This window comes from Lactiplantibacillus paraplantarum (assembly GCF_003641145.1).
Lineage (GTDB): Bacteria > Bacillota > Bacilli > Lactobacillales > Lactobacillaceae > Lactiplantibacillus > Lactiplantibacillus paraplantarum.
This window is the reverse complement of record NZ_CP032744.1, coordinates 1,437,940-1,453,791: the sequence shown is the minus strand read 5'-3', so window position 1 is coordinate 1,453,791 and position 15,852 is coordinate 1,437,940. Positions and strand designations below refer to the sequence as shown.

Below are 15,852 nucleotides of genomic sequence, written 5' to 3'. Positions count from 1 at the left end.
TAAATTTCATGATAGTCAAAATGTAATTGCTTCACCGATTATATTTGACTATCATGCAACATTATTTCAATAATATATTACCAAGATTAACCAAACATCACAATAATAGGCCTAGTCAAGGATATCGATACTTGCTATCCTTGACTAGGCCTATTTAAACATGTTGTGCCAAAAAGCCCACGTATGTCGCAGGCAATGCCAAGGGCGTCAACTGATATGACTGAGATTGATAGCGCACGCGTCCATGCTTTAAATCGAGTACTTCAACTTGACGTGGTGCATGGGTCAAACCACAGCCCACTAGCTTTAACACAGCTTCTTTAGCCGTCCAAAGTTGCCACCCCAGCCGCTGTCGTTCTTGCGCCGATAAGGTTTGTAAAAGATGCCATTCTGCGGGCGTAAAGGCCCGTCGAATGGCATCTAAATCATGTGGGCGCACCTGTTCAACATCAATTCCCAGTGGTCCTGGGCCCAATGCTACCATCACTAACTGGTACGTATGACTAACACTGACGCCTAATTGGGGCTGACTCGGAAAATACGGCTGTCCCAGTCGGTGATAAGCCAATGGCACCGGTAATAATTGTTGAATCAATTGTCGGCTCACAGTGCGCTGCGCTTCCCGACGCGCTGTTCTGGTAACATCGGTCGGTAATTCTAACCACTGCCAATTGAAAGTAACTTGCCTAATTGACATTAACTTAAGTGAACCCCTTTATCCACGTATACCACATCACCAGTCATCCCAGTCGACAAATCACTTAATAAAAAGGCGGCCACGTTGCCAATTTCACGCGTTTTTACCGGTTCACCATCGACAGTCATACTACGAGATAGTTTTAATAATTGCTGATGCTCATGAATTCCCGTAACTGCCAACGTTTTAACCGCTCCGGCTGAAATCGCATTTACTCGAACTTGTTGTGGACCAAGGTCACGGGCCAAGTAACGAACATTCGCCTCTAGGGCTGCCTTAGCAACACCCATCATATTATAATTTGGCACGGCGCGTTCTGACCCAAAATACGTTAACGTCACTAGACTCGCTCCGGATTTGAGCATTGGTCGAGCTGCTCGAGCAACCGCAATCAATGAATACGCGCTAATATTTTGCGCCAGATCATACCCGGCCTTCGTTGTATTCACAAATTCGCCTTCTAACGTTGCTTTGTCCGCATAGGCGATCGCATGAATAATGCCATCGATAGCACCATACTGCTGCTTGATACTTGCAAACGCCCGGTCAACGTTGTCATCATCGGCAACATCACAGGCAATCAACGGTACAGTCGGCGCCACAAATCGTTGCAAACTTTGTTTCAAACGGTCATTTTGGTAAGTCAAGATGACTTGGGCCCCTTGTGCCATTAGTGCCTCGGTACACCCCCACGCAATACTCCGTTGATTGGCAACTCCCATAACAACAATGGTCTTACCCGCTAAAATTCCGTCCATACTTATCATTCCTCACTTGTTTAAAATTGTCGATAACGGGCTTGGCGTTGCGCCACTAGTTCCGTCACCGGCTTGGCTGTTAAAGCCGTTAAAGCTTCGTCAATGGCTGCTTTGAGTGGCTGACAATCAGCTGCAGTTGCCACTTCTGGAATAATCCGATCAATAACGCCGTCCGCCAATAGTTCTGTGGGCGTTAAGCGCATTTTTTCCGCAGCCTCAGCCGCACGTTGGGATTGCTTCCATAAAATTGTGGCATAGCCTTCGGGCGACAGCACTGAATAAGTGCTATTTGCTAGCATCCAAACCTGATCGCCACACGCTAGGGCCAGCGCACCACCACTACCACCTTCGCCAACAATCAAACTCAAAAATGGTACTTTTAACTGCAATCCCGCTAATAAGCAGTCAGCAATCGCTCGACCTTGCCCTTGATATTCCGCATCAACCCCCGGATAAGCACCCGGAGTGTTAATTAAGGTCACAACGGGCTGCCGTAATTGTTCTGCTTGCTGCATCAATCGTAGCGCCTTCCGATAACCGCTAGGCGTCGCACAGCCAAAGTGCCGGGCTTGATTTTCAGCTAAAGTTTGCCCCTTCTGAATGCCAATAATGGTTACGGGTCGGTCGGCAATCGTTGCTAAACCTGCGATCACAGCTGGATCATCAGCCCGTTGACGGTCACCGTGGCAGTCAAAGAAGTCTTCCGTCAAGCCATCAATCAGCATTTGAATGCTAATCTTATTAGCGGCACGCGCCGCCTGAACTTGTTCATAGGCCGTTGTTTTAGACATTCTGATGACCTCCCTGGGTGATTGTTAATAATCGTTGTATTGTTTTTCGTAAAGCCGGTCGAGGCACGATTTGATCCAACCAACCATTGGCTAACAACCTCTCCGCGCGTTGAAAATCGGCTGGTGGTGTCTGCTGAATGGTTTGTTCGATCACTCGCCGACCCGCAAACCCAATTAAAGCACGCGGTTCACTTAGCATAATGTCACCTTGCATGGCAAAACTAGCGGTGACCCCACCCGTCGTTGGATCAGTTAATATTGTAACATACAATAATCCAGCTTCACGATGATTAGCAACTGCCGTTGACACTTTAGCCATCTGCATCAATGCTAATGATCCTTCTTGCATCCGCGCACCACCCGAGGCTGTAACCATAATGACTGGTAATTGTTGGGCCGTACAATCATCAAATAACCGGGTGATTTTTTCCCCCGTCGCCGAACCTAGGCTCCCCATCATAAAGTTTGTATCCATCACACCTAAACCAAACCGATGCACGCCTAATCTTCCAATTCCAGTTAGGACACTTTCGTTCAGGTGGGTGGCCGACTTGGCACGTTGCAACTTTTCCAAGTATGCCGGGTCATCAAAGCTGATGGGCGCACTCAGATCAGCATCCCGCTCTTCAAAGTGTGACGTCAATTGTTGAACTCGTTGCCAGGCAGGTAACCGAAAGCCATAATCACAATGGGGACATACCTTGAACTCACCAAGATCTTGGGTATAACAATCTTCATGGCAAACTGGACATCGCGTCAATAGCGCGTCCGGAATGTAGTCCCGGCGAACAGCTAACTGCCGTTCAGTGGGCGCTTGAAACTTGCGCTTGGGCATCACTTAACCACCCTTTCAAAAAGTCTTGTTCGATATAGGCCGTGGTATACGTGCCCCGACGAACAGTTGTATCTGCTACTAATCCTGCTAAGAAGGTTTGATTTGTTTGAACCCCCTCAATCGTCAGTTCCAGTAGACAACGGTGCATCTTGCGAATCACCGTCTCCCGGTCGGTGCCATGAACAATCATCTTAGCAATCATCGAGTCGTAGAACGGCGCAATCACACTACCAGTGACTACTCCAGCATCAATTCGAACACCGAGCGTCCCCATTGGATAAATCAACTGGGTAATTTTACCCGGCTGGGGTCGAAACTCGTGGTAGGGATCCTCCGCATTCAGGCGACACTCCATCGCAACACCATGAATGTGCACGTCTGCCTGGGTGATGGTTAATGGCATTCCGGCCGCAATCCTTACTTGTGCTTTGATCAATTCAATTCCCGTTACCATTTCAGTAACCGTATGCTCAACTTGTAACCGTGTATTCATTTCTAGAAAATAAAATTGATGCTCTTGATCCATTAAAAACTCATAAGTCCCCGTATTTGTATAGCCCAACTTTTTGGTTGCATTAGCCACTAATCGTCCCAACTTGGTCCGCTCAGTGGTTGTAATGGCCGCGCACGGACTTTCCTCTAATACTTTTTGGTGATTCCGTTGTAACGAACAATCACGTTCTGGCAAATAAATCACGTGCCCTTGTTGATCGGCTAAGACCTGTACTTCAATGTGTTTCGCCGGGGCAATGATTTTTTCTAAGTACAATCGGTGATCATCGTATGAAGCTTGTGCTTCCTGCTGAGCTGTCCGGAACGCCTTAGCTAAATCTTGATCATTGTTAACCGCGCGAATTCCCTTGCCACCACCGCCAGCAGCGGCTTTAATCATGACCGGGTAACCCAAATCATGAGCAGCTTGCAGGGCCGCATCAACATCCTTAAGCACCGATGGACTCCCAGGAATCACTGGTACCCCTAATTGTTGCATGGTCTGGCGAGCATTTTCCTTATCACCCATTTGATCAATCACCTCAGGGTGTGGGCCAATAAACGTTAACTGGCAATCCGCACACATTTGGGCGAATTCAGCATTTTCAGATAAAAAGCCGTAGCCTGGATGAATCGCTTGGCAGCCGGTCAAATTAGCAGCACTAATAATTGCTTGCATATTCAAATATGACTGGTTGACGGGACCCGCCCCAATACAAACTGCTTCATCAGCCAAATGGACAAATAAACTCTCTTGATCAGCCACCGAATAAACAGCGACCGCTTTAATACCCATCTCATGCAGGGCACGAATAATTTGGACCGCAATTTCACCACGGTTCGCCACTAAGACTTTTTTAAACAATCGCCATACCTCCTTTAGGCTTGGATTACAAAAGTTAAATCAGCACTAACGACCTCGTGACCGGCACAGGTAATCACCCCATGACCCGTTCCAATTTGCCGGCGCAACTTAGTTAACGTCACCATTGCTTCTAGCCGGTCGCCGGGCCGAACATCCGCCTTAAAATCAGCTTGTCGAATCCCACCAAAAAAGACGTTATTACCGTGATGTTCTGGCATCGATAATAGAGCCACGACTCCCGTTTGTGCCAAAATTTCTAATAATGCTGGTCGGATCATAGTCCGGCCGGTCAGTGTTGGGCTCTGAAAAAACCATTCATTAATGGTTACCAATTTTTCTGCTGTCGCACTAACACCTGGTTGAACCGTCATGATACGGTCTAATAATTGCAACGGAAAACGTTGGGGAATTAAATCCATTACTTCCATTAAGCGGTCGTCTCCTCAATGGCAAACAATGGTTCATCAAATTCAACCATAGTTGCATTCTTAATTAGTACTTCCTTGACCGTCCCACTAACAGGACTGGGAACCTCGTTAATCATTTTCATCGCTTCAATCACGCACAAAGTCTCCCCAGCTTTAACGTGATCACCGACTTGAACAAACGGTGCTTGTTGCGGATCAGCCGCTAAGTAGGCGACCCCAACTAAGGGTGCTGTAACCGTTGTCCCTCCCGCTTGGGCCGCCGTTTCACTCGTTGGTGTGGGCGCTGACACTGGGGTATTGACCACTGTTTGGTGTGGTTGCGTTGACGTCGTTTGGACCGTTTCAGCTTGTTTATTCAAATGCAACTCAAACGTGGTCGTCTTGATGTCCATCACTTGGGCACTGGATTGATTAAACTGCTTGATTAGGGTAGTCATCGCTTCTGTATCCGTCATACTCATGCGTTCACCCACTTCTTAAAAGCGACCACCGCATTATGGCCCCCAAAACCAAACGAATTGCTCAGTGCATAAGTTGGGGCTTGGTGTTGCGTCGCAGGTGTTACTAAATTGACTGGGCACTCCGGATCTTGATCCGTACAACCAATATTGGCAGGTAACTGGCCCGTCTGCAGCGCACCGATTGTTGCAACGGCTTCAATCGCACCCGCAGCGCCTAATAAGTGACCTGTCATGCCCTTAGTACTGCTGACCGCGACATTTTGACCAAATAACGCTTCAATCGCTTGGGCTTCAGCACTATCATTCGCATGGGTAGCCGTTCCGTGAGCATTGATGTAATCGACATCTCCTGGTTGGATACCCGCTTCCGCGACTGCTTGTTTCATGGCACGTTTGGCACCAGCACCATCTGGTCGGGGGGCTGTCATATGATAAGCATCACTAGTTGTCCCGTAACCGACAACTTCACCAAGGATCTTAGCACCCCGAGCTTGGGCATGGGCCAACGTTTCTAAGACTAACGTCGCACCCCCTTCACCCATCACAAACCCATTGCGCTGGCGATCGAAAGGTAACGATGCCAACGCTGGATCGGTTGCTTTGGACAACGCCGTCAGGGATGCAAACCCTGCAATACCAATTTCGTTGACCGAAGCTTCCGAGCCACCCGTAATCACGACATCTGCTTTCCCCTGACGCAAATATTCGAACGCATCACCGATGGCATTCGTTGCTGACGCACACGCAGTCACAATCGCTTGGCTGGTATTTTGCGCGTTAAACTGCATCGCAATATTGCCAACGACCATATTAATAATTGAATTGGGCACGAACAACGGTGAAACCCGTTTGGGGCTCTTGTCGTGCATCTTGATCACTTGGGCTTCAATTGTTGTTAACCCGCCGATACCCGAGCCATAAATAACGCCTAGCCGTTCGGGGTCAACATTGGCTTCATTCAGTCCGGCTTGCGCCATGGCTTCACTCGCACTGTATAGGCCGTAAACAGAAAATAAATCTAAACGTTTCGCTAATTTCTTTTCAATTCGTTCTTCTGGCCGAAAGTCCTTAACCTCACCGGCAACTGTAATCCCCGTGGGCGTCGCGTCAAACTTCGTAATGGGTTTAATCCCAACTTGCCCCGCGAATAACCCGGTTAAAAATTCATCAACACTATTACCGAGGGGCGTTACCGCGCCCATTCCAGTCACAACTACTCGTTCTGTCATTGGATAACCTCCCATATCTATATCGTCATACCACCATCGACTGTTAGTACTTGTCCCGTTAAGTACGGCTGGTGCAACAAGAAATCAATTGCTTGAGCAATTTCGTCGGGCGTCCCAAAGCGTTTGAGTGGAATATCACTTAAAGCGGCCGCCGTGACACGGTCATTCAATTGGGCGGTCATTGCCGTCGTAATCATTCCTGGAGCCACTGCATTACAGCGCACTTGCCGCCGAGCCGCTTCCTTTGCCGTCGTTTTGGTTAATCCGATAATACCAGCCTTACTAGCCGCATAGTTCGCCTGGCCAACATTGCCATGTAGCCCAACCACACTCGCAACGTTAACGATAGCGCCTTGCCGTTGTCGCTGCATGACCTTTAAGGCGTATTTGGTCATATTGAATGTGCCTAATAGATTTGTTTGAATCACACTCATGAAATCTTCCGCGTGTAATCGCGTTAACAACTGATCATGGGTCACACCAGCATTATTCACGAGCCCATCTAAACGGCCAAAATTTGTCATTACGGTATCAATTAAATTGGCCGCTGATTGATCATCACTGACATCACCAACTAATTGCGTCAACCGTGGATATTCAGCTGTCAATGCTTGCCAATCCGTTGCTTCAATTTCATGATGAACATTTAAAATAACACGGGCACCTTGACTGGATAGCCGTTTAACCGTTGCTAAACCGATACCTTTGGCAGCTCCGGTAACTAAAATCACTTCATCCACGTTCACGTACCTCCTTCGTATCCTGACAATAGGTCTGCCAATCCGTCACGTCTTCAATGGACCAAACCCGCACCCCAGGCAAGGTTTGTTTGGCAAAGGTCGCCAAATTATGTCCCGGGCCAACTTGAATAATCTCATCGACTTCATACGTCGCAATTCGTTGTAAGCAAGCCGCAAAGTGCGTCGGCGATACTAACTGTTTTACTAACGTCTCCTTGACGGTTGCCCGACTAAAAGGCGCGACGGTTGTATTACTGATGACCGGAATCTGAGGGGCTGCGACGTTGATAAAGCGTAAACGCTGAGCTAGCGCTTCGCTGGCTGCCGCCATCAATGGTGTGTGTGATGCCACCGCCACGTCTAACGGCACGACGCGTTTAACGCCCTGCGCTTTTAAATAGGCCGTCACTGCTTGAATACCAGCTGCATCGCCACCAATAACAATCTGATCAGCCAAATTGTAATTAGCTGGATACGCCATCCCCACTGCTTGCGCACTTTGACAAGCAGCTGCAACCAGTGCCGGCGTCACTTTGAGCGCCGCCACCATCTTTCCGGGATGCTGTAGTCCTGCTCGTTGCATATACCGCGCCCGATCAGCCACTAGCTTCAAGCCATCCGTGAATGGTAGAACGCCAGCCGCCATTAACGCCGCATACTCCCCAAGACTTAAACCGGCTAAAACAGTCGGACAATTATCAGTTAGTGCTGTTAATGCACGATACAGTCCCATATTCATCGCTGTAATGGCAACTGGCATTCGTTCAGCATCATCAAGCCAATCGGCCGTTACCCGCAGATCCCAGTCCAATATTTGATTAGCTTCGTCGATCGTCGCTTGATACGCTGGTAACGTTTGATAAAGATCGGTCCCCATATCGGCAAACTGTTGTCCTTGACCACTGAATAAGATTGCCGTTTTCATGACTTAATCCTCGCTAGCTTCTTGATGAGCCGCCACATAATTAACTAAATCACCAACCGTGGCTAAGGCGTCATCCGTTTCGATTTCGATATCATACTCGTCTTCGATCTTATCGATCACTTCAAAAACATCCAGACTATCAAGCGCAAGATCCTCGGTAAAGTTCGTCGTCATCGTAATCTTGTCAGCATCCACATCTAGTTGTTCCACGATCATTTTTTTAATTTGGTCAAAAATTTCAGTTTTAGTCATTGTTCATTCCTCCAGAATTTTTAGATTAATCTTAAATGCTTAATTTCAGTTATCAATTAATACTCAATTACAGCACTACCGACGGATAATCCGCCGCCAAAACCGGTAAAGACAAGTTTGTCGCCACGCTGAACTTGCTGTTGGGCAACCATCTCAGCAAACAGAATCGGTTCACTGGCCGCTGCGGTATTACCGTATTGGGCAATGTTCAGGGGCAATTGTGCTGAGGTCAAATTTAATTTTTGACCGACGCTAGCAACAATCCGCGCATTGGCCTGATGAAGCACAAATGCCTTAATATCACTCGATTTGAGATCCGCTTGCATTAACGCCTGCTCAATCGAACGTGGGACTTGCTTGGTGGCAAAATCGTAAACCCGCCGACCGTTCATTTGAAAGGCCCAACGGTTGTCATCCGCCTCATCAGTAGCTACTGACCATGGATTTACCCGGGGTTGCTGTCCCGCTGTCAAGTAGTGTCCATCCGTACCAAACGTCGCATAATGACTCCCAAGCCAGCGCCCAGTCATCAGGGATGGGTTAGCGCTGATCAACATGCCACCCGCGCCATCCCCAAATAGAACAGCAGTACTGCGGTCATGCCAATCCACCAACCGACTTAACGTTTCACTACCGATTAACAGAGCAGTCTGGCCTGGTTGTAAGTATTGGTGAACCAACTGCATCCCATATACAAAGCCCGCGCAGGCGACATTGATATCAAAAGCAATCGCTTGTTCAGCCCCAATCGCTGCTTGCACTTGGGGAGCCGTCGCCGGCGTCAAATAATCCGGTGACATGGTCGCTACGATAATCAAGTCAATCGCCGTGGCCGCCAACTGACTTTGGTGTAACAGCTGTTGAGCCACTGAAACGGCCAAACTAGTAGTGGTTTCAGTAGTCGCGATGTGGCGAGAACGGATGCCCGTCCGCTGTTTGATCCAATTGTCAGAAGTCGGCATCAATTGCGTGAGTTCTTGATTCATGACTTGAGTGGTAGGAAGTGCTTTGGCACTCGCTAAAATCGAAAAATTAGTTGTCATGGTTAGTTACAATCGGCAATATTTAAAAAATCTTCCCAAACGACAATTGCCGAATTGCCATTACCACCTTTCTATTTTGAATCCGTTGCACCAACGATAAAAGTTAAATCAGTTGTGCAGGCGGCCTTGTCATTGACCATTGCTTGACAACTGACCGTTCCCATATTCGACCGTTGCTTGACCATCTGGACATGCAACTTTAAGACATCTCCGGGACGGACAATCTTACGGAACTTAGCATCTTTGATAGCACCAAGATAAGCCGTCTTACCAGCAAACTTTTCAGATTTCAAAATCAGAATCGACGCGGCCTGCGCCAAAGCTTCAATAATCAATACGCCCGGCATAACCGGGTTACCGGGAAAGTGTCCTTGGAAAAATGACTCGTTGATGGTGACATTTTTCGTCACCACGATTGACTCACCCGGATTTAGTTCGTCCACCCGGTCCATGAATAAGATTGGGTACCGGTTGGGAATTAATTGCATAATTTCACTTGCTTCTAACACGCTCATAATTAGTCGCTCCTTTCACGGCGTTTGGGAATGGCATTAAGTTAATCGTCTGGCCAATCCTTGTCAATTGATTTCAGTAGATTAATTCATAGTATGTCACTTTTTCAACCTCTTAAATCCCGATAAAATAAGCCTTATCCCACCTTTATTTTTTTGCGAATAATTTCTTGTTGGTCATTTTTGGGAGCCGTAATCCGCTGACGAACCCGCGCAGGTTAGCGATTTGACTATAAAGTTTATAATCAAGTTTTTTCCTATTTCTGATTTCAGTTGGCAATGATAAATACATTAATTCCCGCTTGGCACAAACTTGAAGTATGCAAAAAAACAATTGTGCCTAAGAACATGCATTCTTAAACACAATTGTTTTTTACCGATTGATTTTCAAATCGCTTCTCAGCCTAAGTTCATCGCGTACATCTGCTTTAATCCCCGTTAATTTTCAATCTAGGTGGCACCACCAGTTAGTTTTTGAGCCTTCCCGACAATTGTTGCCGATAAATAGATGGACTTTGCTGGAACCATTTTTTGAAAGCCCGTGAGAATGATTCTGGATCTGCATACCCTAATAAATAACTGATTTCAATCAGACTAAGCGCTTGATCTTTCATCAATGGCACCACCAAAGTCTGGCGAGCAATTTGGACCTCGTCATTAAAGGTTGTTCCTAAAGCCCCAAGATTTCGTTGTAGCGTTCGTTTACTGAGATTCAAACTTGCTGCCACCTCATCAATTGAAAAGGAGCCACTAGGGATTTTCTTCAACAGTAGCGCTTGGACAGTTCCAAGCAATGATTGGTCGCGTTCAATGACCAGCTTCTGTTGATCTAGTCCCGGTTGTAAAAATGTCCACATTGAATTATTAGCCGAGATAAACGCCCGCTGTAAATCCGCGACTTGAAACTGAACACAATTATCGGTCAGTCGTTGGGACCGAGTGCCGATCACGTCATCAATCTGAGCGCCGTATTGATATTTGCTACCAATCGCAGTCGGTTTAATTGGTTTTCCCGTGCCCACCCGTAATAAACTGATTAACAACAATTGTTCCGTCATAACCGTGAAGCGCGGCAATTCGATGCCAAGACTATTTCCCACAATATGGATATTAACAACATCTGACTTAGTGACTATTTTCAAATGAACCGGACCTATCAATGATTTATAGGTCGCCATGCGTTCAATCGCTTGTTCACCATTCTTAGCAGCTAATGCCGCGAAAAAGGACGGCATAAACGTATTAATATTAGTAATATTGCCTAGGCCAAGAATCATTTCATCCGTTAGTTGATTATCAAACTCGTTCATTAATTGCCAATACTCGACATCAGAAAGTGTCAATTGTTCTTGCCAAACGACCTTATTAACGCCGGCAGCTTCAAGCAGGCTGTTTAAATCAACATCAAGACTTTTCATAAAACGTTGAAACTGTTCAGAAACCATAATTTTCACACTAATCACTCCCACTAACTGACATGCATCATGATAAAATCAAAAACGCGTGTCGGTAAAATCAGCTTGGCAAGTACTAGCGGTTTTGCACCAAAACCGATAAGATAACGTGCCCGTGGTCGCCGCTGATTGACCGCCTTAGAGATTGCTTTAGCGATAATCTTAGGATCAGACATCATTCGCGACGAATATTGCTGGCGCATACCAGTGGCAGCTTTTGTCGCCTGTGTTTGATACGCACTATGACGTGCTGAGTCTTCTAGATGGTCTGCAGCAATAAATCCCCAGTTGGTTTTAATCCCACCAGGTTCGATGATTGCAACCTTGATACCAAAATCCTTCGTTTCCATTCGTAATGCATCACTAAACGCTTCGACCGCATACTTAGTAGCATGATACCATGCGCCCATGTAACTCACCAGCCGACCGCCCATCGACGACGTATTGATAATGCGCCCATGATGTTGCGCACGCATGTATGGTAAAACTAATTGTGTTAGCCGCGCCATCCCAAATAAATTAACCTCAAATTGTTGCTTGGCTTCATCAATTGAAACATCCTCCACGGCACCGTATGAACCATAACCCGCATTGTTGATCAAAATATCAATGCGACCTTCATTGGCAATTAAGGTTGCTACGGCCTGACTAATTGAATCTTCACTGGTAATATCTAGTGACAATGGTTTGACGCCGTATGGTACCAACGCTTCAAGTTTATCTAGTCGGCGTGCAGCACCATAAACAATATGATCTTGCTGAGCCAAGTCCTTCGCCGTCTGAAACCCAATCCCGCTGCTTGCACCCGTAATTAAAATAACTGCCATCTCAATGACCTCCTATGTTTTATCAATACCAATAGTTTACATAGAAAGTTGCAACAGCTTAATGATTTATCACGTCATCATCATAACATTACGTGCCATATTTTATGATGATTGACAACTAGCGATCAATTGTAAAATCAGTTCAGGTAGCTAATGATCCGGCCGCCAACAGCCTACAAACACGTCACGGGGCAAGTATTGAAAAAATAGCAGTCAAAAGAATTCGCTTGAAATTAACTTCAAGCGAATTCGTATACTGTAGTAATGACGATTTATCACTCTAATAACCATCAGCCAACCATCCCACTAACTAAACGACCTTGGACTTCTGACTGCATTAATAGCCACAATAGGACGCTAAAACTCACCATGACACCTAAACATTGGCCTTCAAAGACCGTCAGTGTTGGTAGTTGCAAAAGTCCTAATTTGCGTCGTTTTTGCCGTGCCAGTTTAATAATGACTTCACCCATGACCACAACTAATAATGGTAACATCACTAACCACCAGCCACTACCAAACGAATCAGCCAAGCCCGCATGATTAAAATGTGTCACGACCGTTTGGGGCGCCAAGCCAATCATAATGACACACATCAAAACGGCAGTACCTGCAATTGCTCGCACGATCCAAGTAAAGACGCGCATTGCACTCACCTCATTTTTGATTCAGTATAGCAAGTTGACTGCGTGACAGATAGTAAAGTGCGTTTTTTTGAACGGTTACCTATCAAAGCAATCACCCCCAAATACGAATTAAACATCTTAAAGTTTCAGAGCTAAAATCTATTCACGGCGCTCATCTGCCTAATACAAACATGTCGGCTAACCTAACACGGCAATCCAATACTAGGTGCTACAAACTAAAAAAGTCGCTTTAGCACAAATTAATTTGCGCTGAGGCGACTTTTTGATTTATTCGCATTTCAATCTTCAAGCAACTACTGACACTAGCAGTTAGTCAATCACAACCATCGCTTTGATGGTCTTGCGATTTTGCATATCCTGGTAAGCTTGATTAATGTCGGCTAATGGGTAGGTTTGCGTAAATACCCGGCCCGGATTAATATTACCATCTAAGACGGCTTTGAGTAAGAACTGTTTGTCATAAGTCGTGACGGAAGCCGAACCACCTGCAACCGCAATATTTTGGGCAAAGGTTGATCCAAGCGGCCGGTTGTTATAATGCGGTACCCCAACGTAGCCCACGCGGCCACCATTGTGTAAAACACCTAAGGCTTGGTCAATGGCTGCTTCGGTCCCAACACATTCTAACGCCGCGTCAGCGCCACCACCGAGAATTTCACGTACTTTAGCGATGCCTTCTTCACCACGTTCAGCAACGACCGCGGTCGCGCCAGATTCAAGTGCCATTTGTTGGCGGTCCTCATGACGGCTCATCAAAACGATTTGGGAGGCCCCGCGCAACTTAGCCGCAATCACGGCACATTGACCAACTGCGCCATCCCCGATAACGACCACTTTGTCACCCTTTTGGACATTCGCACACCGTGCCGCGTGATAACCCGTTGGCATCACGTCGGCCAACGTCAGCAGTGACTTGAGCATGCCTTCCGTATAATCACCAGGTTGGCCAGGAATTTTGACTAGTGCCCAGTTGCCATAAGTGAAGCGAATGTATTCTGCTTGGAAACCATTAGACCAATTTGTATGGCCTGGATGCCGATCACAAGTACCATCAAAGCCAGCTAAACAAGCTGCACATTTACCACAACCGTGCGTAAATGGTGTGATGACAAAATCGCCTGGTTTGACCGTCGTAATTTCGGAACCAATTGCTTCAACGATCCCGATGGCTTCGTGACCATCATTGGTCGAGTGTGCATCTTTATTATCGCCATGTGCGTAGGCCCACAAGTCAGAGCCACAAACGCAGGTCCGGACAATCCGCACAATGACATCGTCATCAGCTTGCAACGTTGGTTTGGCAACTTCCTGAACAGAGACGCGCCCAGCTTCTTCAAAAATTGTTGATTTCATACTAATCACCTTTGGCCGCTAAAATGACGAACTCGTCAGCGGTCGTTCCCTTCATAAATTAAAATAATAATATTGAAAGTCAATAACACACCTTAATTATAACAAGGTTATACGTACCACGACTAGTAATTGCACCAGCCAAGCCGGTCATTGACAAATAATATGATCACTCATATATTTAATTCTAGACTTGATAGTTAACTATCAGTCAAGAATTTTCTAGAAAAAGGAGCTTACCGATGTATTTAACCATTCACGATGTCGCCAAACGAACCGGCCTCACCACGTACACATTGCGCTATTACGCCAAGGAAGGGCTCTTTGATTTTGTCACGCGCAGTTCCAATAAGATCGGTACAAGATTATTTAAGGAATCTGATTTAGAATTTATCTATCTCATTAAATGTTTAAAAAATGCGGGTCTAACCATCAAAGAAATTAAAACGTTTGTTGACTGGACTATGGCCGGTGACGCCACCATCTCAAAACGGCGGGCGATGTTTCAAGAACGACGCACCGCGTTACAAAAACAATTGGCGGAATTGCAAGCGACACTAGACGTCGTTGATTATAAATGTTGGTACTACCAAGTTGCTGACGATGCAGGAACTTGTGCTGTGCATGATACGTTGGCCGATGATGAGTTGCCTGAGAAAATGCGGCGCGTTAAGCATCAGTTGGCAGCCCAACATAATTTTACAGCGGATTAGTTGCAGATTAATCATTGAATCGAAACCGCATTCATTAGCATAAAATCATGTTGAATTTCAACTTATGATTTAAAATGATTTAAATCATTTTAAATACTCAATACACCTCTTTGCACTCAAAAAGCAGTAGGTCGTTAAGCCTGCTGCTTTTTGATGCTTAGATTAAAAAATCACTTCATACCCTATCCATCTCGCAAATTACCAGTCGCCCTTTACGCCGTCACCAAGGTCAAAAAACGGTGGTTCCAAATCCGGTCCTGATAAAAATCAATGGTTTGTTGGGCACTCATCATCGGATTAGCCGTCGTCGTAGTCAGTCCCCGCACCATTTTAAGTTGGTAGCCCAAACCGTGTGCCATCTTGATCGTCGTATCAACGCAAAATTCGACTTGAGCACCACAGATTTCAAGCGATTGGCACCCAAGCATCGTTAATTGGGCTTGTAAATCCGTCTGATAAAAAGCATTAGCGTGCGTTTTGTGAACTACTATGTCAGTGGCTTCAATTGGCAGCGCTGGCATAATCTGCCAATCGGTCGAACCGGTAACCAAATCCGCATCGTGATGTTGAACAAACACAATCGGCTTATTTTGTGACCGATACTTTGCAATGCGCTGTTGGATTCCCGACATTACAGTCGTCAGATTGGCAACGGGTTGCGGGCCGCAACAGACGCCAATTTGCATATCAATAATAATCAATACATCAGCCATGTGGAAGCCTCCTTAAATTAACTGGTTTAGTTAGCGTCAACCGTTATCATCAACGTCCTCAAAATTCAGTAAACTGTTTTCAGCCTAGCACATTATCCTAACGTTTCCCAGCGTTTAATT

The 15,852-nt window shown here is 46.2% G+C and carries 19 protein-coding genes; 1 reads left to right on the top strand and 18 read right to left on the bottom strand.

Annotation, left to right across the window (positions count from 1 at the left end; all coding sequences use genetic code 11):
• Positions 1-154: 154 nt before the first annotated feature.
• The 17 genes from LP667_RS07000 to LP667_RS06920 all read right to left on the bottom strand — a co-directional run bounded on the left by LP667_RS07000 (position 155) and on the right by LP667_RS06920 (position 14,309).
• Complete coding sequence (locus tag LP667_RS07000) at positions 155-697, bottom strand: 4'-phosphopantetheinyl transferase family protein (RefSeq protein WP_021731432.1); 543 nt, start codon at positions 695-697, stop codon at positions 155-157.
• Entirely contained in the window at positions 697-1,455 is a 759-nt protein-coding gene (fabI, locus tag LP667_RS06995; RefSeq protein ID WP_021731431.1) for an enoyl-ACP reductase FabI, read from the bottom strand. Before fabI ends, LP667_RS07000 begins: the two co-directional genes overlap by 1 nt.
• A 20-nt stretch (positions 1,456-1,475) precedes the next feature.
• Positions 1,476-2,246, bottom strand: coding sequence for an acetyl-CoA carboxylase carboxyltransferase subunit alpha (gene accA, locus LP667_RS06990; protein ID WP_021731430.1), 771 nt, complete (start codon positions 2,244-2,246; stop codon positions 1,476-1,478).
• A complete protein-coding gene (locus LP667_RS06985) occupies positions 2,239-3,081 on the bottom strand; it encodes an acetyl-CoA carboxylase carboxyltransferase subunit beta (protein WP_021731429.1) in 843 nt (280 codons plus the stop codon). Before LP667_RS06985 ends, accA begins: the two co-directional genes overlap by 8 nt.
• Positions 3,050-4,438, bottom strand: a complete 1,389-nt coding sequence (accC, locus tag LP667_RS06980; protein ID WP_021731428.1) for an acetyl-CoA carboxylase biotin carboxylase subunit — start codon at positions 4,436-4,438, stop codon at positions 3,050-3,052. Before accC ends, LP667_RS06985 begins: the two co-directional genes overlap by 32 nt.
• A gap of 14 nt (positions 4,439-4,452) precedes the next feature.
• Positions 4,453-4,866 carry a 3-hydroxyacyl-ACP dehydratase FabZ family protein gene (locus tag LP667_RS06975; protein ID WP_021731427.1) on the bottom strand — a complete coding sequence of 138 codons (414 nt, stop codon included), beginning with the start codon at positions 4,864-4,866 and terminating at the stop codon, positions 4,453-4,455.
• Positions 4,866-5,327, bottom strand: a complete 462-nt coding sequence (locus LP667_RS06970) for an acetyl-CoA carboxylase biotin carboxyl carrier protein (RefSeq protein WP_021731426.1) — start codon at positions 5,325-5,327, stop codon at positions 4,866-4,868. Before LP667_RS06970 ends, LP667_RS06975 begins: the two co-directional genes overlap by 1 nt.
• Positions 5,324-6,556, bottom strand: coding sequence for a beta-ketoacyl-ACP synthase II (gene fabF, locus LP667_RS06965; protein WP_021731425.1), 1,233 nt, complete (start codon positions 6,554-6,556; stop codon positions 5,324-5,326). Before fabF ends, LP667_RS06970 begins: the two co-directional genes overlap by 4 nt.
• Positions 6,557-6,573: 17 nt before the next feature.
• Positions 6,574-7,302 carry a 3-oxoacyl-ACP reductase FabG gene (fabG, locus tag LP667_RS06960; protein ID WP_033609445.1) on the bottom strand — a complete coding sequence of 243 codons (729 nt, stop codon included), beginning with the start codon at positions 7,300-7,302 and terminating at the stop codon, positions 6,574-6,576.
• Positions 7,289-8,221, bottom strand: a complete 933-nt coding sequence (locus tag LP667_RS06955) for an ACP S-malonyltransferase (protein ID WP_021731423.1) — start codon at positions 8,219-8,221, stop codon at positions 7,289-7,291. Before LP667_RS06955 ends, fabG begins: the two co-directional genes overlap by 14 nt.
• Positions 8,222-8,224: 3 nt before the next feature.
• Positions 8,225-8,473 carry an acyl carrier protein gene (gene acpP / locus LP667_RS06950; protein ID WP_021731422.1) on the bottom strand — a complete coding sequence of 83 codons (249 nt, stop codon included), beginning with the start codon at positions 8,471-8,473 and terminating at the stop codon, positions 8,225-8,227.
• A 56-nt stretch (positions 8,474-8,529) separates the two neighbouring features.
• On the bottom strand, positions 8,530-9,516 hold the full coding sequence (locus LP667_RS06945; RefSeq protein ID WP_021731421.1) for a beta-ketoacyl-ACP synthase III: 987 nt from the start codon (positions 9,514-9,516) through the stop codon (positions 8,530-8,532).
• Between the two features lie 71 nt (positions 9,517-9,587).
• Positions 9,588-10,031, bottom strand: a complete 444-nt coding sequence (gene fabZ, locus LP667_RS06940) for a 3-hydroxyacyl-ACP dehydratase FabZ (protein WP_021731420.1) — start codon at positions 10,029-10,031, stop codon at positions 9,588-9,590.
• Positions 10,032-10,495: 464 nt separating this feature from the next.
• Positions 10,496-11,473, bottom strand: coding sequence for a helix-turn-helix domain-containing protein (locus LP667_RS06935; RefSeq protein WP_225366458.1), 978 nt, complete (start codon positions 11,471-11,473; stop codon positions 10,496-10,498).
• Between the two features lie 23 nt (positions 11,474-11,496).
• Positions 11,497-12,309: an oxidoreductase gene (locus LP667_RS06930; protein WP_021731418.1), complete on the bottom strand. Its 813-nt coding sequence runs from the start codon at positions 12,307-12,309 to the stop codon at positions 11,497-11,499.
• A 290-nt stretch (positions 12,310-12,599) separates the two neighbouring features.
• The gene (locus LP667_RS06925) at positions 12,600-12,956 is read right to left on the bottom strand and encodes a DUF1648 domain-containing protein (protein WP_056988299.1); all 357 of its coding nucleotides are present in this window, start codon (positions 12,954-12,956) and stop codon (positions 12,600-12,602) included.
• A 309-nt stretch (positions 12,957-13,265) separates the two neighbouring features.
• Positions 13,266-14,309 carry a zinc-binding dehydrogenase gene (locus tag LP667_RS06920; RefSeq protein ID WP_021731416.1) on the bottom strand — a complete coding sequence of 348 codons (1,044 nt, stop codon included), beginning with the start codon at positions 14,307-14,309 and terminating at the stop codon, positions 13,266-13,268.
• 239 nt (positions 14,310-14,548) lie between these two features.
• Between LP667_RS06920 and LP667_RS06915 the strand changes: the two genes are divergently transcribed.
• On the top strand, positions 14,549-15,019 hold the full coding sequence (locus LP667_RS06915) for a MerR family transcriptional regulator (protein WP_021731415.1): 471 nt from the start codon (positions 14,549-14,551) through the stop codon (positions 15,017-15,019).
• Between the two features lie 212 nt (positions 15,020-15,231).
• On the opposite strand, the gene LP667_RS06910 is transcribed toward LP667_RS06915, so the two are convergent.
• Positions 15,232-15,732: a cysteine hydrolase family protein gene (locus tag LP667_RS06910; protein ID WP_021731414.1), complete on the bottom strand. Its 501-nt coding sequence runs from the start codon at positions 15,730-15,732 to the stop codon at positions 15,232-15,234.
• Positions 15,733-15,852: the final 120 nt, after the last annotated feature.